The 21,095-nt window shown below is 70.2% G+C and carries 18 protein-coding genes; 2 read left to right on the top strand and 16 right to left on the bottom strand.

The genetic code is table 11. The annotated features are described in order from the left end of the window. Window positions 1–16: 16 nt before the first annotated feature. A complete protein-coding gene (locus tag ACWGKS_RS23570; RefSeq protein WP_358506503.1) occupies window positions 17–508 on the bottom strand; it encodes a DUF421 domain-containing protein in 492 nt (163 codons plus the stop codon). Window positions 509–759: 251 nt separating this feature from the next. Here ACWGKS_RS23570 and ACWGKS_RS23565 point away from each other — a divergent pair, with 251 nt between their 5' ends. Next, window positions 760–2,598 (top strand): SpoIIE family protein phosphatase, encoded by a 1,839-nt coding sequence (locus ACWGKS_RS23565; RefSeq protein ID WP_358506500.1) that lies wholly within the window; start codon window positions 760–762, stop codon window positions 2,596–2,598. A gap of 384 nt (window positions 2,599–2,982) precedes the next feature. Then, complete coding sequence (locus ACWGKS_RS23560; protein ID WP_358506497.1) at window positions 2,983–4,455, top strand: catalase; 1,473 nt, start codon at window positions 2,983–2,985, stop codon at window positions 4,453–4,455. A 77-nt stretch (window positions 4,456–4,532) separates the two neighbouring features. Here ACWGKS_RS23560 and ACWGKS_RS23555 read toward each other — a convergent pair whose 3' ends face one another. From ACWGKS_RS23555 to ACWGKS_RS23485, 15 genes are all read right to left on the bottom strand, one after another. Further along, window positions 4,533–4,910, bottom strand: a complete 378-nt coding sequence (locus ACWGKS_RS23555) for an ankyrin repeat domain-containing protein (RefSeq protein ID WP_358506494.1) — start codon at window positions 4,908–4,910, stop codon at window positions 4,533–4,535. Between the two features lie 141 nt (window positions 4,911–5,051). Next, entirely contained in the window at window positions 5,052–6,359 is a 1,308-nt protein-coding gene (locus ACWGKS_RS23550) for a DUF5685 family protein (RefSeq protein WP_358506577.1), read from the bottom strand. A gap of 122 nt (window positions 6,360–6,481) precedes the next feature. Further along, entirely contained in the window at window positions 6,482–7,504 is a 1,023-nt protein-coding gene (locus ACWGKS_RS23545) for an SEC-C domain-containing protein (RefSeq protein WP_358506491.1), read from the bottom strand. A gap of 9 nt (window positions 7,505–7,513) precedes the next feature. Then, window positions 7,514–9,379 (bottom strand): hypothetical protein, encoded by a 1,866-nt coding sequence (locus tag ACWGKS_RS23540; protein WP_358506487.1) that lies wholly within the window; start codon window positions 9,377–9,379, stop codon window positions 7,514–7,516. Window positions 9,380–9,710: 331 nt separating this feature from the next. Then, window positions 9,711–10,682: an aldo/keto reductase gene (locus tag ACWGKS_RS23535; RefSeq protein WP_358506484.1), complete on the bottom strand. Its 972-nt coding sequence runs from the start codon at window positions 10,680–10,682 to the stop codon at window positions 9,711–9,713. Further along, window positions 10,682–11,110: a MerR family transcriptional regulator gene (locus tag ACWGKS_RS23530; RefSeq protein WP_358506481.1), complete on the bottom strand. Its 429-nt coding sequence runs from the start codon at window positions 11,108–11,110 to the stop codon at window positions 10,682–10,684. The genes ACWGKS_RS23535 and ACWGKS_RS23530 overlap by 1 nt, the downstream gene beginning before the upstream one ends. Before the next feature lie 133 nt (window positions 11,111–11,243). After that, window positions 11,244–11,894, bottom strand: a complete 651-nt coding sequence (locus ACWGKS_RS23525; RefSeq protein WP_358506478.1) for a TetR/AcrR family transcriptional regulator — start codon at window positions 11,892–11,894, stop codon at window positions 11,244–11,246. Between the two features lie 49 nt (window positions 11,895–11,943). Then, a complete protein-coding gene (locus ACWGKS_RS23520; protein ID WP_358506475.1) occupies window positions 11,944–12,723 on the bottom strand; it encodes a hypothetical protein in 780 nt (259 codons plus the stop codon). Between the two features lie 84 nt (window positions 12,724–12,807). Next, complete coding sequence (locus ACWGKS_RS23515) at window positions 12,808–14,037, bottom strand: acyl-CoA dehydrogenase family protein (protein WP_358506473.1); 1,230 nt, start codon at window positions 14,035–14,037, stop codon at window positions 12,808–12,810. A 183-nt stretch (window positions 14,038–14,220) separates the two neighbouring features. Then, the gene (locus ACWGKS_RS23510) at window positions 14,221–15,162 is read right to left on the bottom strand and encodes a sugar kinase (RefSeq protein ID WP_358506470.1); all 942 of its coding nucleotides are present in this window, start codon (window positions 15,160–15,162) and stop codon (window positions 14,221–14,223) included. Then, entirely contained in the window at window positions 15,159–15,776 is a 618-nt protein-coding gene (locus tag ACWGKS_RS23505; protein WP_358506468.1) for a bifunctional 4-hydroxy-2-oxoglutarate aldolase/2-dehydro-3-deoxy-phosphogluconate aldolase, read from the bottom strand. The genes ACWGKS_RS23510 and ACWGKS_RS23505 overlap by 4 nt, the downstream gene beginning before the upstream one ends. Window positions 15,777–15,787: 11 nt before the next feature. Continuing rightward, window positions 15,788–17,002, bottom strand: coding sequence for a D-mannonate dehydratase ManD (gene manD / locus ACWGKS_RS23500; RefSeq protein ID WP_358506465.1), 1,215 nt, complete (start codon window positions 17,000–17,002; stop codon window positions 15,788–15,790). Window positions 17,003–17,055: 53 nt separating this feature from the next. Next, entirely contained in the window at window positions 17,056–18,459 is a 1,404-nt protein-coding gene (locus ACWGKS_RS23495; protein WP_358506462.1) for a mannitol dehydrogenase family protein, read from the bottom strand. Beyond that, the gene (gene uxaC / locus ACWGKS_RS23490) at window positions 18,456–19,874 is read right to left on the bottom strand and encodes a glucuronate isomerase (RefSeq protein ID WP_358506459.1); all 1,419 of its coding nucleotides are present in this window, start codon (window positions 19,872–19,874) and stop codon (window positions 18,456–18,458) included. The genes ACWGKS_RS23495 and uxaC overlap by 4 nt, the downstream gene beginning before the upstream one ends. Window positions 19,875–19,943: 69 nt before the next feature. Beyond that, window positions 19,944–20,984 (bottom strand): LacI family DNA-binding transcriptional regulator, encoded by a 1,041-nt coding sequence (locus ACWGKS_RS23485; protein ID WP_358506457.1) that lies wholly within the window; start codon window positions 20,982–20,984, stop codon window positions 19,944–19,946. Window positions 20,985–21,095 lie beyond the last annotated feature (111 nt).

Here is a 21,095-nt window from a genome sequence, read left to right as displayed (position 1 = left end):
CAGGGATGGGCCGGGTTCAGGGCTTCCTGTCCGGTTTGGGGACGATGCTGATCATCCCGTTCGGTTCCAGGTAGGCGCGGGCGATCATGTCGAGGTCGCTGTAACCGTGCAGCCGCAGTTGGGTGAGCACCTCCTCCTCGGTGATGAACTCGCGTCGCATCACCCGGCGGTCGAGTCGGCCGTCCAGGACGAGCGGTCGGGGGCGGGCCTTGATCAGGTGGGCGAAGGCCGGCCAGCGGTAGGCGACCCCGTCGAGCGCCACGCTCCAGAACAGCATGGTGGCCGCCAGTACCAGGCCGTCACCGATCGTGTCGGCGTTCCCGGTCATGCCCGCGCTGGCGGCGTCGGCCATGAGCACGACCACGAGCAGGTCGGTGATGCCCAGGCCGCCGGACTCCCGTTGGCCGACGAGCCGTAGCAGCAGGACCAGCAGGAGGAAGGTGATGCTGCCCCGCGCGATGAGTTCGAGGATCGACTCGCTCGGTGGAAGGATCACGCTCCAGTCCATGGGCGTCCTCCTCGGCTATGACAAGTGGGGCCGTGGTTCACAGCCCCAGTCTCGCCCCGACGGTGTGAACCGGGTGGGGACGACACGGAGGTTCGGCGGCGCTCGTGGGCCGGAGGCCCGTTCGCGGATCGTCATCACTTACCGAGATTTTGCGTGTACCCAACGTTCGATCGGGTATTTCGATGCGACCCGACGCGGCCCGGGGAGGACCCAGAGGAAGTTCCACGGCGTGGCCGCCGGAGGTGAGGACGATGGGCGACACCGGTGGGCCACCGGAGAGCGCCATGCTGCGCGCGGTGTTCGACGAGGTGGGGGCGGGGTTGTTCGTCATCGACACCGCCGGCCGCATCACCGTGTCCAACCCCTACGCGCGTCAGATCGTGGGCCGCGACGAGGAACAGCTGTTCGGCGCCGACCTGCACGACCTGATGCACAGGGACGCCGACGGCGAAGAGCTTCCGCGCGAGGAGTGCCTCGCCCAGAGCGTGTTGGACAGCGGTCGGCCCACCGAGGGCAGCGACGAGTTCTTCCTGCGCGGAGACGGCACGCTCGTACCCATCATCTGGGCGGCCACGCCCCTCCAGGAGATGGATCGGACGGTGGGTGCCGTCATCGTCTTCCACAACTTCAAGAAGCACCGGGACGCCAGGGAACAGACCGCGTCGCACCTGGCGGCGTTGGAGGAGCTCACCGCACGGCTGAGCATGGTCGCGGAGAGCTCGGTCCTGCTCATCTCGGCCTCGCACATAGGTGAGGCGTTGGACCAACTGGTGCGGTTGTTGGTGCCGGAGATGGGCGACTGGGCGGTGGTCGACCTGCTTCCGGAGGCCGACACGGAGCGTCGGATGCGGCGCGCGGCCGTCCACTCCCAGGGCGCCCCCGACGTCGACGATTCGTTGAAGGGGCCGTTGCCGCCGCCCTCACACCCGTCGCGTTCGGCGTTGGCGCGGGCCCTGCGCGGGACCCGCCCCGTGTTGCTGGACGCCCAGGCCCAGGCGAACGAGCCGGACGAGCCGTTCGCCCACGCGCATCGGTGGTTGTTCGAGGTCCTGGGTGAGGGCAGCGCGGTGGTGGTGCCGCTGTACAGCCGCAGGAAGGTCTTCGGCGCGCTCACGGTGGGACGCACCGGTGTGGGGGCCGGCCACACCGAGGCCGAGATCCTGCTCCTGGGCGACATCGCCCGCCGTACCGGTCTGGTCATCGAGAGCACCCGTCTGTACGAGCAGCAGCGCGACATGGCGGTGACCCTTCAGCGACAGCTCCTGACCCCGCTGCCGCAGATCGACCACCTGAGGTTCGCCGCCCGTTACCAACCGGCGCAGCGGGCCGCGGAGGTCGGCGGGGACTGGTACGACGTGTTCCTGCTGGCCGACGGGGTCACGACCATGGTCATCGGGGACGTGGTCGGGCACGACCTGCACGCGGCGGGGCACATGGCGGAGGTGCGCAACATGCTGCGCGCGCTGGCCTGGGACCGCCAGGAGCCGCCCAGCCAGATCATGCGGCGTCTGGACGAGGTCATGACCAACACCAGTGACGCGCCCATGGCCACCGTCGTGATCGCCCGTATCGAGGGGACCGACGGCGGCCCGTGGCACCTGCATTGGGTCAACGCCGGGCATCCGCCGCCGTTGCTCATCACACCCGACGGGACCGCCCGATACCTGGAGGAGGGGCACGGTCCCCTCATCGGTATGAGCTCCGCCCTACACCTGGGGTTGGAGTGGCCCGACGCGTGGGAGGAGCTTCCGGAGCGATCCACGGTGCTTTTCTACACCGATGGTCTGGTCGAGAACCGCGATGAGCATCTCGACACGGGGTTGGAGAAGCTGCGCGGGCACGCCATGGACCTGACCCACCTGGGGTTGGAGGACTTCCTCGACGAACTCCTGGTGCGCATCAATCCCAGTGGGGACGACGTGGCCCTGTTGGCGCTGCGGATTCCGGAGGCGGGTGAGGGCGTCGGGGACGACATGGCGCCACCCCAGCACGCGCACAATCCGGCCGCCCCCGATCGGGGCGCTCCCGGTTCACGGGTGGAGGACACCCCGGTGCGTGACACCTCCGAGCCGGACTCCACCCCGGGCTGACGCCAGAGCCGTGCGCCGGAAGGCTCACGCCCGGAGAACAAGGGCCATCCCATCCCCGCCGGCCGCTCCCGTTCCTCGTGCCACGGACCGGGACCCGTACCGGCACGCCTCTCGACCTCATCCGAGGGCGGCCTACGTGTGAGGCACAACACATTCCCGCGTCCGATCCGGGTCGTGACACGCACCTTGCCCCAAAACGGATCGGCTCCTAGTTTGGAATCAATCCAGAAAACTGATTCAATACGAGAAAGCACCAGAGCGGTCCCGGCCCGAGGCGTCGAGCGTGGCACGACGAACTCCGCCGCGAAGACCACTCGCGTGGGTGTCACGAGGCCCGACACCTGTCGGTGATCCCACCGCCTTCCGTGGAGGTACAAGGAACACATGTCGTACCAGGACAACACCAAGCCGCTGACCACGGCGAACGGTGCCCCCGTCGCCAACAACCAGGACAGCCTCACGGCCGGTCCGCGCGGCCCCATGCTGCTGCAGGACCTGTGGTTCCTGGAGAAGCTCGCCCACTTCGACCGCGAGGTGATCCCCGAGCGGCGGATGCACGCCAAGGGCTCCGGCGCCTTCGGTACCTTCACCGTCACCAAGGACGTCTCCCAGTACACCAAGGCCGCGATCTTCTCCGAGGTCGGCAAGAAGACCGAGGTCTTCAACCGCTTCTCCACCGTCGCCGGTGAGCGTGGTGGCGCCGACGCCGAGCGCGACATCCGCGGCTTCGCCCTGCGCTTCTACACCGAGGAGGGCAACTGGGACATCGTCGGTAACAACACCCCGGTCTTCTTCTTCCGTGACCCGCTGAAGTTCCCCGACCTGAACCGCGCCGTCAAGCGCGACCCGCGCACCAACATGCGCTCGGCCGAGAACAACTGGGACTTTTGGACCAACCTCCCCGAGTCCCTGCACCAGGTCACCATCGTCATGTCGGACCGCGGCCTCCCCGTCGGCTACCGCAACATGCACGGCTTCGGTTCGCACACCTACTCCTTCATCAACGAGGAGAACGAGCGCGTCTGGGTCAAGTTCCACTTCCGCACCCAGCAGGGCATCAAGAACTACACCGACGGAGAGGCCCGTGAGGTCGTCGCCGACGACCGCGAGTCCTCCCAGCGTGACCTGTACGAGGCCATCGAGCGGGGCGACTTCCCCAAGTGGACCATGTACATCCAGGTCATGACCGAGGCCGAGGCCGAGGAGTACCGCTTCCACCCCTTCGACCTCACCAAGGTCTGGTCGAAGAAGGACTTCCCGCTCATCGAGGTCGGCGAGTACGAGCTCAACCGCAACCCGGAGAACTACTTCGCCGACGTGGAGCAGGTCGCCTTCACCCCGGCCAACCTGGTCCCCGGCATCGGTGTCTCCCCGGACCGCATGCTCCAGGGTCGCCTGTTCTCCTACGGTGACGCCGCCCGCTACCGCCTGGGCGTCAACCACCACCAGATCCCGGTGAACTACCCGCGCGGCGCCAAGATGGTCAACACCTACCACCGTGACGGTGCCATGCGCGTGGACGGCAACCAGGGCAGCGTTCCCGGTATCGAGCCGAACTCCTACGGCCGCTGGCAGGAGCAGCCCGCCTACGCCGAGCCGGCGCTGGGCGTGGGTGCCAACGCCGACCGGTTCAACTACCGCGAGGACGACGACAACTACTTCCAGCAGCCGGGCGACCTGTTCCGTCTGATGAACTCCGAGGAGCAGCAGCGTCTGTTCGCCAACACCGCGCGTGCGATCGACGGGGCCTCCGACGCCACCATCGAGCGCCACATCGCCAACTGCACCAAGGCCGACCCGGCCTACGGTGAGGGCGTGCGCAAGGCCATCGAGGCCCACAAGGCCGGCAGTCTGTAACGCTTCGCGGCACTAGCGAGAAGAGCCGGCACGGGCGACCGTGCCGGCTCTTCGGTGTTTCGTGCCGATGGTGGGGATCAGGAAAGCAGTTCGGTACGGCCGAACATCTGTGCGGTGGCGCGGGCGCTGGGTGTGCCGGCGTCCAGGTCCGCCCCGGCCTCGACGAGAGCCTTGACGACCTCGTCCTCACCCTTGAAGAGCGCTCCGGCCAACGGTGACTGATCGCGGCCGTTGCGCAGGTCCACGTCGGCTCCGCGTCCGATGAGTTCCCGGACGGTCTCCCCGTTGCCGTGGTAGGCGGCGAGCATCAGCAGGGTGTTGCCGTCGTTGTCGCGGACGTCGACGGCGAGCCCGTGGTCGAGGAACTCCAGGAGTTCGGTGGTCCGTCCCTCTCGGGCCATGTCCATGGCCAGGGTGATCACCCGGTCGACCTGCTCTGGTGACAGTTCGTTCATGGTTCCCATGCTAGAAGCCCTGACCAGGCCTCCCGACGTTTCGGACCGGGTTTTCCACAGGCTCTCCGCGAGATTTCCCGCGGTGGCCGAGCGGGCTCCGGGCCAGGGCGCCCGATCCATCCGAGGTGAACCGGGTCGGGGTCAGTCACAGCAATTACAGTCGCAGTCCTTGCAGCGACCGCAACAGCCGCAGCAGTTACCGCAGGTGTCCCCCACGCATTCGCAGATGTCGCACCAGGCCTCCCGGGGTTTGCCCGTCCAGGGGCCGGGGTGTGGACCACGGCAGCAGAGCTGGCAGGTACAGCACATGAACAGAGCGGCGGCGCAACCGGCGAAGAAGCCACGAGAGCGGGGTGGTGTCTCCAGGGCCGGGGTCTCACAGTTGCAAGCGGTGCAGCAGCCGCCCTTGCTCCGGTGGCCGCCATCGTCACCGGAGCCACCCCCGCCGTGTCCATGTCCCGACCCCGAACCTCCACCGTGGTCGCCGTGACCACCGTGGAAGTGATCACCGGCCCCGTACCCGGGGTGGTGGTGTCCGCCTGAGACGGGCCCGTATCCGGGATGGCCCGCACCGTATCCGGGCTGCCCCGGGTGGCCGGCGTGAGAGAAGGTACGTGAGACGGCTCGGCGCAGTTCGGTGACGAGCAGGGCGCGGACCAGGCGGTCATCGGCGAACTCGGTGGCGTCCAAGGCCAAACGCACGCCCAGAACGGCGTCGTCGCAGAGCTCACGGGCCCGGTCGGCTCCGGTCTCGGTGGCGGTCAGGGGGTTCCAGGAACCGTTGGCGAGGTCGTCCTTCTGGTCCTCCACGGCGTCCAGCAGGTGGGCGATCCGACCGAAGAGCCGACCGGCCTCGTGGAGCGGTTCGGCGTTGGCGGGGCGCTCGGCCAGCACCGCGGTGTACGCGAACGCCTCGGCGGTGGCCTCCTCGGTGGGTGCCGTCACGGTGAGGACGTCGGTGCCCGGACCGGCGACCGCCTCGACCTCGCTTTGGCGATCCATGACGGCGGTGAGCGCGGAGGTGTCGAAGCCCAGACCGGTGCCCGCCTCCCTCGCGTCCTGCTGCCAGCGTCGCGCCATCCTCCCGGCGACAGCGCGCACTCCGGGCCGGGCGAGGCGCCCGTCGCCGTCCTCGATGTGGTCGCTGATCTTGCCGGAGGCCAGCATCAGCGACACCGTGGCGGCCAGGTTCGCACCGGTGCCGTCGGCGACCCGCGCGGAGCGCATGCCGCGCAACAGGCAGGGGCCGACGGCCCGGGTTCCGGCCTCGGCCCGGGACTGTGCGGCGGTCAGCACCGAGATGACCAGACCGTCGTGGTTGGTGGCCAGGCGCGAGGCCTGACCGTGCCCATCGCGCAGGGCCAGGCAGAGCCCGCACAGATGGGACATCCACTCCGTGGCCAACCCGCCGGGCAGAGTGTGCCGACAGGGCCGCAGGATTCCGAACACGACCGCTCCCATTTCCTCACGGAGTCCCACCTGGGGACTCTCACGCAACGGGGTACGACTCCCGTCACGGGCATTCGGTTCGGATTATCCCGTCATCGGCCCTTGGCGCTCGCTCTGGCAGGTCAGCGCAGGGAGGGGGATCCACAGCACTTCTTGTACTTGCGCCCCGAAGCGCACCAGCAGGTGTGGTTGCGTTCGGGCGGCCAGGGCAGGCGACGGTCCGACTCGTCGGGGACCTCGGCTTCGCTCCACGCCATCAGGGTTCTCGGGTCGCACGGGTCGAGTCCGGTGTGGGCGACGAAGTCCGCCACCTCACCCACCTCCGCGGTGAGCACGACGAAGTGCACGTCCGGTCGTTCCTTGGCCTCGGCGCGCAGCTCCCGCTCGGCGTCGAGGAAGTAGGTCGCCTCGGTCCGTTCGAGCCGGACCCATCCACGTTCGAGGACCTCGGGCAGCGCCTTGCGGGAGAAGACCACCTGAACGGCGACGATCTGTGCGGGCGGCTCCTCCTCGTCGTATCCGAGGGGCCCGTCGAGCGGGTCACCCACTCCCAGGGGGTCGGCCGGGAGTAGTTCCTGCGCGGCGAGGGTGTGCGTGTCGTGTTCGTCGGCGGGCATCCCGAGCGCCTTCCGCACCCGTGCCCGCCCCTGGAGCGGAAGCAGGTCGTAGGCGCTCAGGTCGGCGATCGCGTCGGCCGGGAGCGCCAGGTGGTCGCGTGCTCCGATGTTGAAGCAGCGCAGCGCCTTGTCCGCCTCACCCCGGCTCTCGAACCGTTCGGCGAAGAGCGCCGCGGGGCCCGGTGTCAGCTCGTCCGGGTTCACGGCCTCGTTCACAAGCCGGTTCGCCTCCTTCTCGTTCCCCTCGTCCTCATACAGGCAGACCAGGTCGAACAGGGCGTACTGGCCGTCCTCCGGGGTGGGCGGATGGGCATGAAGCGTCTGGAGCAGGAGCCGGGCCTGATCCGGACGCTCGTTGGCGAGGAGGAGTTCGCTCGCCATCAGGAGGATCTCTCCGGTCTCCTCGGGAGCGCTCGTGTCGAGATCGTCGAGGATCTCCTGGGGCAGGTCGAGCTGGTGGATCGGCTTCCACGGTTCGAGGTCGAAGAGGCCGGCGGGCTCGACCGATCGGGGTTCATCGGGTGTCATACCAGCACGTTAGCCAAGAGGGAGGCCGGGGATGGCGCGCAGCAGGTCGAGGACGCCGGTGTCGGCCCGCGCCCCCGTCTCCAGGCCGGCGGCGAAGGCCACCAGCAGGACGAGGAACAGGAGCAGATGGCGGGGCCAACGGCGCCCCCGTCTGTTCGCGGCGGCGGGGTCGGCGTCGATCCAGGACTGGTCCAAGCGAGCGATCTCCCTGCGTAGTTCCTGGACCTCGGAGTGGTAATGGTCGCGTTCACCGCGTACCCGTCCGAGTTCGGCGCGTTCGGCCCGGATGGCGGCGCGTACGTCGGCCACGTCGGTGCGGGCGCCTTCGGGGCCGCGTCGCCGGTGCCAACGTTCCAGGCGGGCCAGTGGCAGGTCGACGTAGTGGGTGGGCCAGTTGTCGTCGGAGTCGGAGTATCCCTCACCGGCCTCCGGTTCGGTCTCGGAGGCGTAGTCGAGGGGTTCGTCGCCCTCCCCCACGGCCGTTTCGGTGGCCTCGTCGAGGACCGGCAGGGGTGGGGCGTCGGCGGGGGTGCGACCTTCGGGGCGATCGGGGGCGGGGGGTTCGGGGTGGTCGGGTTCGGGGTCCGGGGCCGGGTCGGGGATCTCGGCGGCCGTGGAGCCCGAGGAGGCGCCGATGGTCCAGGCCGGTTTCGATTCCGGGACCGGTTCGTGGTGGTGCTCCGGCTCGGGCGGCTCCGGTGATTCGGGCGGGCCCGTTTCGAGGTCATCCCGAGGCTCGGGGAGCGGTTCGGGTTCGAGGGGGTCCACGGTGTCGGGGAACTCGCGCTCCTCGGGGCCTTCCTCGGTGTCGGAGAACGGGTCGGGGGCCTCCTGGAGCTCTTCCTCCGCTTCCGGCGGCTCGACGGTCCGGGCGGGCGCCGTCGGGCGCGGGTCGAGCCAGTCGTGGAGCCGGTCGAGCCGGCCCGCGAAGGTGGCCCCCTCGGGAACACCCCGGGAACGCAGGTGTTGGGCCAGGGCGTCGCCGCCCTCCTCTCGCAGGACCGTGACCAGGCCGTCGGCGACCTTGAGGTACTCGGCCGGGGCCGGGTCCCGGAAGGGGCCCTTGGCGGAGGCGGGGCCATCGGGTGGCCCGAAGGCCAGGTGCGGACCGTCCTCCACGCCCAGGACCGGGTCGTAGGTGGAGAAGGACCAGCTCCAGCCGGCGGCGGGGATCGCGGCCCGTGGCGTCAGGACCTCGTGCAGGATTCGGTGCATGCCCCAGAGGAATCGCAGCTGGGTGGCCTGCCACAGGTCGGCGCGTTCCGGGTCCAGGGTGATGTGGATGGGCCGGTCGGGGTGGGCCAGGGCGCGGGCGATCGCGCCGACGAGGAGTGGTTCGTCGCCGATGCGGGTCTCGGCGGCGCGGCGGTCGCGGGTACGCAGGGCACCGGGCGCGGCGGTCAGTTCCCAGGGGTCGGGTGTGGCCAGGGGGCGCATGGTGGCCCAACCGGGTGTGGGTGGGCGGCTCTGCGCGGGTCGGGTGTTGGGGTTCTCGTGCAGGGACAGGATGCGCGAGAGGGTGAGCCCGCCGGTGGGTCCGACGATGGCCCAGGCGTGGGCCTCGCGGACGTCGCCGGGCCATCGGTAGACGAGGGCGCTCTGCCCGTCGGGGTAGTGGTGCGCCCACAGGGTCTCGGGGTAGTCGCCGGGGTCGACGCCCGGCAGGGCGGACCGGTAGTCGGCGGTGAGTGCCGGCAGTAGCCGGTCACGCCAGGAGCGCAGGACCGGTTGGTCGCGTTCGGGCAGTGAGGTGGCGGCGGGTCCGGGTCCGACACGGCCGAGGAGGGTGGGTTCGGCCCAGGCGAAGTGGATCTGCTCATAGGCCTTGTCGTCGGCGCCCGAACGCCGGTCGGACGACTCTGTGCTTTCGGGCAAGTGGCCCCTCCCACGGGTTGGCGACCCGGCCGGTCGCGCGCTTCCCTAGGGAAGGTATCCGTCGCAAGCGTCAAGAAACCGCAAAAGCAGAGCTACGTGCATCTTTGCGACGTTTGCACCGATTGTGAGGGTTGAGGGCTTCGCCTGAAGAGGGCGGCTTCACCGGGCACTCTCCTCCCGACGAAGCCGCCCCCTGCTTCGAGCCCGCGGCTGAAAGCGCTTCCCACGATTCCGGACGCGAGCGTCTGGACGGGCTCCGCGCGAGGCCGTGACCGAAAGCGCTTTCCAACCCCTCCGGCCACGGCCCCTCCCCCGTTCTGCGCGCGGACCCTCAGTGCGCGGCGGTGAGGCGCTCGTGCTGTTCGGCGCTCAGGCGCAGGTCAACGCCTTCCAGGACCTCGTCGAGCTGGCCGGTCGAGCTGACCCCCACCAGCGGCACGATGGCCGGGTCGTGATCCAGCAACCAGGCGAGCACCACCTGGTTGCGACTACCGCCGGTCTCCTTGGCGACCTCGTCGAGCACCGCCAGGCGCGCCGGGGTGCCCGGGTGATCGTAGGCGTACTCGAACGGCCGGTCGGGCCGGGTGTAGGCGCCCGACAGCAGCGAGTTGTACACCAACAGGGTGTGATCGCGCCCCTGCGACGCCTCGGAGCGGATGAAGTCGAACAGCTCCGGGGTGACGAACCTGTGCCCGGATGACTGAAGGGGCACCTCGTCGCGCGCCTGCAGGTAGGTGTAGCGGTACTGCAGGACGCGTGGGCGCGGCCATCCGTGGTTCTCGGTCGCGGCGCGGGCGCGTTCCAGCCGCCACGTGCGGTGGTTGCTCATCCCGAGCTCACGTACGTGTCCGCGCTCGACCAGGTCGGCGAAGACGCCCATGGTCTCCTCGATCGGGGTGAGGGGGTCCTCCCTGTGGGCGTAGAGCAGGTCCAGGGTGTCCACGCCCAGTCGTCGCCTGCTGCGTTCGACCGCGGCGGTGACGGCCTGGGCCGACAGCCCTTCCTGGGCCTCCAGCCCGGCGCCGGGGATGGTGGGCTGGGCGCCGACCTTGGTCGCGATGAAGACCTCGTCGGTGATACCGCGCTCGCGCCGCCACCGCCCCAGTAAGGTCTCGCTCTCGTGCCCCCGGCCGTCCTCGACCCAGAACTGGTAGCAGTCGGCGGTGTCGATGAACGTGCCGCCGGCGTCGACGAACCGGTCGAGCAGGGCCAGGGAGGTGTCGGGGTCGGTGGTCGAGCCGAACTGCATCGCGCCCAGGCACAGGGCGCTGACGGTGCGGTCGCCGATGGTGGTGTAGCGCATCAACCGGTCTCCTTCACGGGGGTGTCCATGGAACCTTCGGGGCGCCGAGCGAGTTCGGGACGCTCCGAGAGCACCCCGAGGTAGTAGTCGATCTTGTGGCGGATGGCCTCCTGGCGTTCGCGCAGCTGTTCGATGTGCGCGTTCAGTCGGTGCTGGTGGCTCTGCAACACCTCGACCCGTTCGGGGATGGTGTGGTCGCCCTCGCGCACGAGTTCGGCGAATTCGCGCAGTCGGGAGATGGGCATGTCGGTGTCGCGTAGGCAGCGCACCAGGTGGAGGAGTTCGACGTCGTCGGCGCGGTAGCGGCGGTGTCCGCTGGGCGCGCGGTCGACGCGGCGCAGCAGTCCGGCCTTCTCGTAGTAGCGGAGGGTGTCCAGGGTGAGTTCGAAGCGTTCGGCGATCTCGCCCGGGGTGAAGTAGTCCTTCATGGGACAAAGCATGGGACCTGGAGCGCGCTCCAGGTCAAGTCCTCGACCGGAAAACGTCGATGAACCCCGAACACCACTGGTGGGGCGGCATGTGGTGGATTCGGCGGATGAGGTGGACCCGGGTCCTCCGTCGTCAGTCGACGCTGCCGCGGATGGCGCCCACCACGGCCGCGGTGAGGTCCTCGATGATCTCGTCCTCGCCGACCTCGGGGTGTTCGAGCCACCACTCCCCCGCCGCCTGGACCATGCCGACCACGGCGTGCGCGGCGATCTGGGCGCGCAATCGACCCTGGATACGGTTCTCGATGAGGAGCAGGTCGGCGAGTTCCTCGCCCAGACGACGGACCATGAGGCCCAGGTCGCTGCGGGTGCGCACGTCCTCGGAGGTGGCCCGGTCCATGAGGAACCGGTACAGGTTGAGGTTCTGGGAGATCATCGACAGGTACGCGCCGACGGTGGCCCGGGCCCGGATCTCGAAGTCGGTGTGCTGGTGCAACTCGGCGCGGATGCGCTCGATGAGCGGGTCCACGTGGCGCCGGGCCAGCGCCTGGTAGAGGCCGCCCTTGTCACCGAAGTGCCGGTACAGGATGGGTTTGCTGATGCCCGCCTCGGTGGCGATGGCGAGCATGGAGGCCTCGTGGCCCTCCCGTTGGATCACCCGATCGGCGGCGTCCAGGATGGCCTTGCGCCGTTGGGGGTCGCGTCCACGCACGTTGCGTCCACGGTGGGGGGCGGGGGCGTCGTTCTCACCGGGCACCGTCTGTCGGATGTCTTCGAAGGCCACAAGGGTTCACCGTAGCGGTTTCGGGGCGGCGCGGGGCCACCGGGCGGGTTCAGGTCCTCAGCGCGATCCAGGTCGCACCGGCCTGGGCGAGGAGACCGCCCTCGGCGTCGTACAGAGCGCTTCCGGTGTGGATCTTGCGGCCGTCCACCGACGCCAGCCGGCCCATGACCACGGTGGTCTGGCCCACCTTCGGGACGCTGAGCACCTGGGCGGTGAAGCGGCCCAGCAGGATGGGGCGTCCGGTGATGTCGTGGGACCAGCCACCGGGACAGTCCAGTGCCGCCCACACCTGGGCGAACGCGGCGGAGCCGGTGCCGTCGTCGACCGCTTCGTCGACCTCCCACGTGCAGGCGACGGTGTTGCCGACGTTGGCGCGACCGTCGCCCGGTAGGACCTGGCCGGGGAACAGGCGCAGCCCGTCACCCTCCTGGCGCTCGGGGCCACAGCTGTAACAGCGCGGGAAGGGGTGGTCGTCGAACCCGGGGTAGAGCCGGCTCGCGTTCTCGGCCTCGGCGACGGAGACGGGACCACCGGGGATCACGCCGCGGTCGAAGGGGGCCACGCGTACCGCCTCGGCGATCGGGGTGGTCTCGCCGGACTCCTCGGTCTCGTCGCCGGTCAGGAGCAGGGCGTCCTCTCCATCGGGTTCGACGGTCAGCGGCCGGTCCAGCGGCGGCGGGGTGCGCAGGGTGACCTGTACGGCCGTGCCGCCGACGCGGGTGAGCCGTTCGGCGAGCAGGCCGGCGCTGTAACCACCGTTGCCGGACCCGTCGGGACCGTTGAATCCGCCGGGGATGGTGATCGTGGGGGTGCCGCTGCCGGGTTTCATGCGCCAAAGGGTAGTGGGCGTGTCCGGATTGTCCGCGCCCACCCCCTTCCACTCCCGAGAGGGGTCCCCCCGATCAGATCGTCTCTACCGAACGGGCAGGCCGGTGATGGTGCGGCCGATGATGAGCTTCTGGATCTCGCTGGCGCCCTCGAAGATGGTGAAGATGGTGGCGTCGCGGTGCCAGCGCTCCACCGGGTACTCGCGGGTGTAGCCGTTGCCGCCCAGGATGCGCAGAGCGTTCTGGGTGACGAAGGTGCCCGTCTCGGAGGCGTAGAGCTTGCTCATGGAACCTTCGGCGTTGTCGAAGTCCTTGCCGTTGCGGGCCATCCAGGCCGCGCGCCAGACCAGCAGGCGCGCGGCGTCGATGCGGGTGGCCATGTCGGCGAGCAGGAAGGCCACGCCCTGGTTGTCGCCGATGGGTCTGCCGAACTGCTCGCGCTGGACGGAGTAGTCACGGGCGTACTCGTAGGCGGCGCGCGCGGTGCCGACCGCCATGACGCCGACACTCGGGCGAGAGGCCTCGAAGGTCTTCATGGCGGCTTGTCCCTTGGAGCGCTTTCCCTCCTTGGCGCGGGCCAGACGCTCGTCGAGCTTGTCCTTACCGCCCAGCAGGCAGGAGCCGGGTACGCGCACGTCGTCCAGGACCACCTCGGCGGTGTGCGAGGCGCGGATGCCGTGCTTTTGGAACTTCTGACCCTGCGACAGCCCCGGGGTGTTCGGCGGAACGATGAACGACGCCTGGCCGCGCGAGCCCAGTTCGGGTTCCACACTGGCCACGATGACGTGGACGTCGGCGATGCCGCCGTTGGTCGCCCAGGTCTTGACGCCGTTGAGGACCCACTCGTCCTTGGCCTGGTCGTAGACGGCGCGGGTCTTGATGGCGGAGACGTCGGAGCCGGCGTCGGGCTCGGAGGAACAGAACGCGCCGAGCTTGACGTCGTCGGCGGTGCCGAACATCTGCGGCACCCATTCGAAGAGCTGGTCCTGGGTTCCGTTGGAGGCGACGGAGACCGCGGCCAGACCGGTGCCGGTGATGGACAGGGCGATGCCGGGGTCGCCCCAGTAGAGCTCCTCGAAGGCGACGGGGATGCCCAGTCCACTGGGTTCGAGCCACTGGTTCGCGAAGAAGTCCAGGGAGTACAGGCCGATCTTGGCGGCCTCCTGGATGATCGGCCAGGGCGTCTCCTCACGCTCGTCCCATTCGGCCCCGGCGGGGCGGATGACGTCCTTGGCGAACCCGTGGGCCCAGTCCCGGACGTCGCGGACGTCCTGACTCGGTTCCAGGCTGAAGGTGGGGGCGGTGTCCTCGCTCATGCGCTTACGTCCTTCGTCGGACCCTCCGGGGGTGGAGGGACGGCCTACGTGTGTTACCAACGGTAACACGCACGAATTCCCCCACGCCAGGGCGATCTCCACCCGAATGACCAGTGCGGGGCTCGGGAAACAGGAAGGTCCCGGTCGAGCCTGGGACTCGACCGGGACCCCGCCCCGAACCGCCTACGGCCGGGCGCCGCGCGGCGGCAGTTCCAGATCCTCGACCACCGCGCCGGGCCGGGCCACGACCCTGGCGGCCAGCGCGTGCGCCCGGCGAGCGGACTCCACGGCGCCCTCCCCCCGCAGCCGCGCCGCGAGGTAGCCGGCGTTGAAGGAGTCCCCCGCCGCCGTGGTGTCGACGACCTCGTCCACCACCTCGGCCGGCACGTGCACCGGTTCCGAGCCGGTCTCCTCCTCGACCAGGACCACGCACCCGCGGGCACCGTCCTTGACCACGACCTCCCGCGGCCCCTGGCCACGCAGACGCCGGGCCGCCGCCTCGGGTGATTCGTCGCCGAACAGCGCCCTCTCGTCGTCGAAGGTCGACAGCGCCGTGTCGGCCAGGCCATAGGCCGTGCTCACCGCCTCGCGCGCGGCCTCCCGGTTCGGCCAGCCGGCGGGCCGGTAGTTGCTGTCGAACACCACACGCGCGCCCTGTTCACGCGCCCGCGCCAAGAGCTCCCACAGGCGCCGCCTCGCCTTGTCCGTCAGCAGTTGCAAGGTCACCGCGGACAGGTAGAGCACGTCGTGGCCGCCCAGCCCATCGGCGAGGTCGTGCCCCTCGCCGAAGAGTCCGCGCGCGGGCGAGCGCGACCGGTAGTAGGTGAACGAACGCTCGCCCTCGTCGTCGGTGCGCACCAGGTACAGCCCCGGTTGGGCGCCGCTCACCCGCCCCACCAGGTGTGTTCCCACGCCTTCCCCGCGCATGGTCTCCAGCACGAGGTCGCTGTAGTGGTCGTCGCCCAGCAGTGTCAGGTAGTCCACGCCCACCTCCTGGAGCATGGTGCTCCGGGCCAGGTAGACGGCGGTGTTGTAGGTGTCACCGGCCACGCTCAGGCGTAGGTCGCGTTCGGTGCGGTGGGTGAGTTCGAGCATGCACTCACCGATGGCCAGGAACCGCGTCACCGCTCCACCTCTGCTCTCTTCTCGCGCGCCGCGGCGAAGTGCCCGGCGAGGTCGTCGACCTCCAAGAGCGCGGAGCCGACCGCGACCGCGAACGCCCCGGCCGCCGTCCAGTCCGGCACCTCTCGCGGGCCGATCCCGCCGGAGGGTATCAGCCGGCATCCCGGCAACACCGGGGCCAGGGAACGGAGGTATCGGGTCCCGCCCACGTGTGCGGGGAACACCTTGGCGACCCCCGCGGCGGCGACCGACGCGAGCTCCCCCGGTGTGTGGCCGCCCTCGATCAGCAACGTCCCGGAGCCGGACACGGCACGCCGCACCTCGGGCACCGGGTAGGGGCTGACCAGGAAGGTCGCGCCGTGCCCCAGCGCCCGTTCGGCCACGGCCGGTTCGGTGACGGTGCCCATTCCCCAGACCAGGTCCGGCATCGTCTCGGTGAATTCCGCGAGCCGCTCGTCCCAGCCGGGGATGGAGGTGGTCAGTTCCACCGCCTTCGCACCGCAGTCGCGCAGCCGGTGGACCTGGTCCCTCAGCCGCGACGGGTCGCGGGTGCGCAGCACGGGCAGGATCCCGGCCGCGCCCAACGCTTCGAGGACGTCCTCGTTCGAGACTGTCATGTCGGTTCCCCTCACCAGTCGTGCATGGAGCCGTCCAGGCGGCGGTTCACCGGCAGGTACCTGGGTTCGTAGGGGTAACGGGCCGCGGCCTCCTCGTCGATCTCCACGCCCAGGCCGGGGGCGTCGCCGGGGTACATGTAGCCGTCCTCGAACGTGTAGGAGGTCTTGAACACCTCGGAGGCCGGCTCCAGGTGGCCCATGTACTCCTGGATGCCGAAGTTGGGCACGGTCAGGTCCAGCTGCAGCGCGGCGGCGAACGACACCGGGGACAGGTCCCCGGCACCGTGCGAACCGGTGCGCACCCCGTGCAGGTCGGCCAGATCGAAGATCTTGCGCAGGTGGGTGATGCCGCCGGTGTGGGAGACCGACGTCCTGATGTAGTCGATGAGCCGGTTTTCGATCAGGTACCGGCAGTCCCAGATGGAGTTGAAGACCTCGCCCACCGCCAACGGGGTGGTGGTGTGCTGCCGGATGGTCCGGAAGGCCTCCTGGTCCTCGGCCGGTGTCGCGTCCTCGATCCAGAACATCCGGTAGGGCTCCAGGGACTTGCCCAACTGGGCGGCCTCCAGCGGGGAGAGCCGGTGGTGCACGTCGTGCAGCAGGTGGAAGTCGTAGCCGAACCGGTCCCGGACCGCCTTCATCATCTTCGGCGCGAAGTCCAGGTAGTAGGGCGTGTGCCAGGCGTTGTCGGAGGGCATCGCGGCGTCGGCGGGTTCGTAGGTGTGGCCGGTGCCCGGGTGGTGCAGCCCGTAGGTGCTGTCCAGTCCGGGGACGGCGGCCTGGACCCGCACGGCCTTGTAGCCCTGGTCGAGGTAGCCCGCCACGTCGTCGAGGAGTTCGTCGATGGTGCCCCCGCTGGCGTGACCGTAGATCATGACGCCCTCGCGCGCGGCCCCGCCGAGCAGCCGGTGGACGGGTTGTCCGGTGACCTTGCCGAGGATGTCCCACAGGGCGCAGTCGACCGCGGCGATGGCGGTCATGGTCACCGGTCCGCGCCGCCAGTAGGCGCCCCGGTACAGGTACTGCCAGATGTCGTTGATCCGACCGGCGTCACGGCCCACCAGGAGCGGGCACACGTGGTCGCGCAGGTAGGACACCACCGACAGCTCACGCCCGTTGAGCGTGGCGTCGCCGATGCCGGTGACCCCGTCCTCGGTGGTGATCTTCAGGGTGACGTAGTTGCGTCCGGGGCACGTCACGATGACGTCCGCTGAGGCGATCTTCATGGTCGGTTCCTCGTTCGGTTCGGGGTGGTGTGGGCGACCGGGGCGGTGTGCGCTCACGAAGCGGCGTCGAGTTCCTCGACGCGGCGCGCGACCTCGGCGGCCAGGGTGGTGTCGTGTGCCAGGGAGGGGTCCAGGAGGGCCAGGACACGGGGGACGGCTTCGTCGACCGGGCCGGCGGCCGCCTTTCGTGCCGGCTGGGAGCGGGGGTCGGAGACCGGTGCGCCCAAGCCGCGCAGATGGCATACCCAGGCGGCCAGGACCCGAGACGCCGCCCGAGGTATGCGTCCCCGCGCGCGTTCGGCCCGCACCGTCGGCAGGATCCGGACCGGGAGCTTCACCGACCCGTCCGCGGCGATCTGCGCCAGCAGGTGGCGCATCCTCGGGTTGGACCAGCGCCGCAGGAGCGCGTCCAGGTAGTCCCCGATCTCTTCCTCGGGCAGGTCGAGGTGGGGGCGGGCCTCCTCCCACCACTCCCGCAGCCAACCGAGGCAGACCGGGTCGTCCACGGCGTCGGCGACCGTGGTGTGTCCGCGAGCGCTCCCGGCGTAGGCCAGCAGGGAGTGTCCGCCGTTGAGCAGGGTGAGTTTGCACTGTTCGTAGGGGGTGACGTCGTCGGTGATCACCGCTCCGGTGGACTCCCAGTCCGGGCGTCCGGCCGGGAATTCACCGCCGATCACCCACTGGGTGAACGGTTCGGTGACCACCGGGGAGGCGTCGCGCGCCCCGGTCCGGGCCAGGACCGCGTCGCGGTCCTCGTCGGTGGTGCGCGGGGTGATGCGGTCGACCACGGTGGTGGCGTAGACGGCGGTCCGCTCCACCAGGGGGAGCAGATCGGGGTCCACGAGCGCGGCCATGTCGCGGACGACGGTGCGGACAACGGAGCCGTTGTGGGGCAGGTTGTCGCAGGGCACGAGGGTGATCGGCCCCAGCCCGGCGCGTGCGCGGGCGGCGAGCCCGGCCAGAAGCCGTGCGGGCACGGTGGAGACCGGGGCCGTCGGGTCGCGCCGCAGGGTCTCGACGTCCTCGCGTACTCCGGGGTGGTCGACGTCGAGTCCGATGCCGGGGACGTGCAGGTAGGCGGCCTCGGTGACCGTGGAGGTGACCACGGCCAGGTCGGGTGAGCGGAAGTAGCCCAGCCACGAGGCGTGGTCCGCGGCCGAGTGGACGGCGGAGACGCTGCCCACGACCTCGAAGCGGTCGCCGTCCTCGTGTCGGGTGACGAGTGTGTACAGCCCCTCCTGTGGCCGCAGCGCGTCGGCGGGTCCGTCCCGGCGTCCGGTGAAGGCGGCGATGCCCCAGCGCCCCGGGGCGTGGTGGGTGTACCAGGCCAGGTGCGCGCGGAAGAAGTTGCCCAGGCCCAGGTGCACGATGCGGACCGGTGCGGGTTCGAGGTCGGGCCGGCCGGCGCGGGTGAGGGTGCGTGCGGTCGTGTCCGCCCCTTCCTTGGACGGGTTCACAGCTTGAACACCCCCCGAGGGATGGTGGTGCACAGCTCCACCGCGACCTCGGCGGCCTCGTCCTCCGCCAACCGGTGTTCGGCGACCAGCCCCGCCAGGTATCCGCTGTCCAGGCGGCGGGACATGTCGTGCCGGGCCGGGATCGAGCAGAAGGCCCTGGTGTCGTCGATGAACCCGGACGTGCGCGTGAACCCGGCCGTCTCGGTCACGGCACCGCGGAACCGGCGCACCGCTTCGGGCGCGTCCAGGAACCACCAGGGGGCGCCCGCGTACACGGACGGGTAGAAGCCCGCCAGCGGGGCGATCTCACGAGAGAACGTGGTCTCGTCCAGGGTGAACAGGACCAGGTGGAGGTTCGGGTGGGTTCCGTAGCGCTCCAGCAGGGGGCGCAGCGCCTCGGTGAACTCCGCCCGGACGGGGATGTCGTGGCCGGTGTCGGGTCCGTGGGCCCGGAAGGTGGGTGTGTGGTGGTTGCGCCGCACTCCCGGGTGGAGGGTCATGACCAGACCGTCCTCGGTGGACATGCGGGCCATCTCCAGCAGCATGTGACGCCGGAAGGCCGTGGTCTCCTCCGGTGTGGCCGTACCGGTGCGGGCGGCGCGGTAGATCCGTTCGGCCTCGCCCGCGTCGAGCGGGTCGGTGCGCACGTCGAAGTGGCTGTGGTCGGCCGAGGTCGCCCCGAGCTCGACGAAGCGGCGGCGGCGCTCCTCCAAGGCCCTGACGTATCCGGTGTGGTCGCCCGTGTCGATCCCGGCGACCTCGCCGAGCCGGTCCACGTCCTCGACCCATCCGGGTCGGCCGGCCTCCAGGTAACGGTCGGGCCGGAAGGTGGGGATGACGCGCCCGTTCCACGTGGGGTCCTCGCGCAGCGAGCGGTGCGCGAGCAGGTCGTCGGCGGGGTCGTCGGTGGTGGCGAGCACCTCCACGCCGAAGCTCCGGAAGAGCGCCCGAGGCCGGAACTCGTCCCTGGCCAGGCACTCCGCGATCCGGTCGTGGATCGCGTCGGCGGTGGCCGCCGAGGGCCGTTGCTCGACCCCGAAGATCTCCGACAGCTCGGACTCCAGCCAGTACCGGGACGGTGTGCCCCGCAGGACGTCCCACCGTGAGCACAGGGCGCGCCAGATCGACCGCGACTCGGCTTCGGTCAGATCGTCCCGCCCCACGCCGAGCTCGTCGAGGGAGAACCCGGCGGCGTGCAGGATCCGGGTGACGTAGTGGTCCTTGGTGACCAGCAGCGTCGCGGGATCGGAAAAGGCCGCGTCCTCGACGAACAGCCGTGGATCGACGTGCCCGTGCGGGGAGAGGATCGGGAGTTCGCGCACGTGCCGGTAGAGCCGTCGCGCGATCGACCGGACCGACGGATCCGTGGGCAGCAGACGATCCGGGTGCGGTGCCAGGGGCGCGGTTGATGTCATGGCCACATGCTGAGGCCCACCTCACACGGACGGCAACGAGTTGCCGTGAGTTGCCCTGGACGGCCGGCGTCACGCCACCGGGTCGGCTCCGTGGGGTCCCGTGGAGCGGCGACGGATCAGCGAGGTGGGCACCACCAGCGGGGTCTCGGTCTGGGGTCGGGCGCCGTTGAGCACCGCCAACAGGTGGCCCACCGCCGTGGAACCGATCTGGTAGAGCGGGGCGGCGACGGTGGTCAGCCCCGGTGTGACCAGCTGGGCGCCGAAGATGTCGTCGAACCCGATGACGCTGAAGTCCTCCGGGACCCGGTGGCCGTGCCCGAGCAGTTCGCCCATGAGGCCGATGGCGAGCAGGTCGTTGTAGGCGATCACGGCGCTGGTGGGTTCGCGGCGCAGCGCACGCCCCGCTTCCACTCCCCCTTCGAGGGTCGGGGGGAAGGGCCCGATCCGGCGCACCTTCGGGCCCGCGCCCCGGGCGGCCTCGCGCAGTTCCCGCCAGCGCATCCCGTCGGTCCAGGACGCCTCCGGGCCGGCGACGTAGGTGAACCTGTCGTGTCCGAGTCCGCGCAGGTGGTCGATGGCGCGGCGGGCCCCGCTACTGATGTCGGTCACCACGCTCGGCACCCCGGTCACCACCCGGTTGAGCACGACCATCGGTCGTTGTTTGGCGGTCACCCGGATCGTGGAGTCCGACATGCGAGAACTGGCCAGGACGATGCCCTCGACCATCGGCAGGGTGCGTTCCAGCGCCTGGCGTTCCAGCAGGTCCGACTCTCGGGTGTCGGTGAGCAGCACGGTGTATCCGGCCTTGGTGGCGGCGTCCTGCGCGCCCCGGATGATGTCGAAGTGGAACGGATTGGTGGCGTCGGCGACCACCAGGGCCAACATCGAGGTGCGTTCGACGGGCAGCGACCGCGCCAGGGGGTTGACCCGGTAGCCCAGGTCGTGGGCCACGCGCCTGATGCGTTCGGCGGTCTCGGCGTTGACCCTGCCCGGTCGGGAGAAGGCGCGGGAGACCGTGGACGGCGAGACCCCGGCGGCCTCGGCGACGTCGTAGATCGTGGGTGGGCGCCGCTCGACCGGGTCGTCGTTCCCGCAGACCTCACCTGACATGCGCACAACCTATCGCGGTCGCCGTGGCACTCGATCGGTGCGCCGATCGAGCCCCCGACGATGGGCCGCCGAGGGGCGTCGAGGTGGAGCGCACGCCAACATATGGCAACT

The sequence above is a fragment of the Nocardiopsis sp. NPDC055879 genome (assembly GCF_053615935.1).
This window is presented reverse-complemented; position numbering and strand designations above follow the sequence as displayed.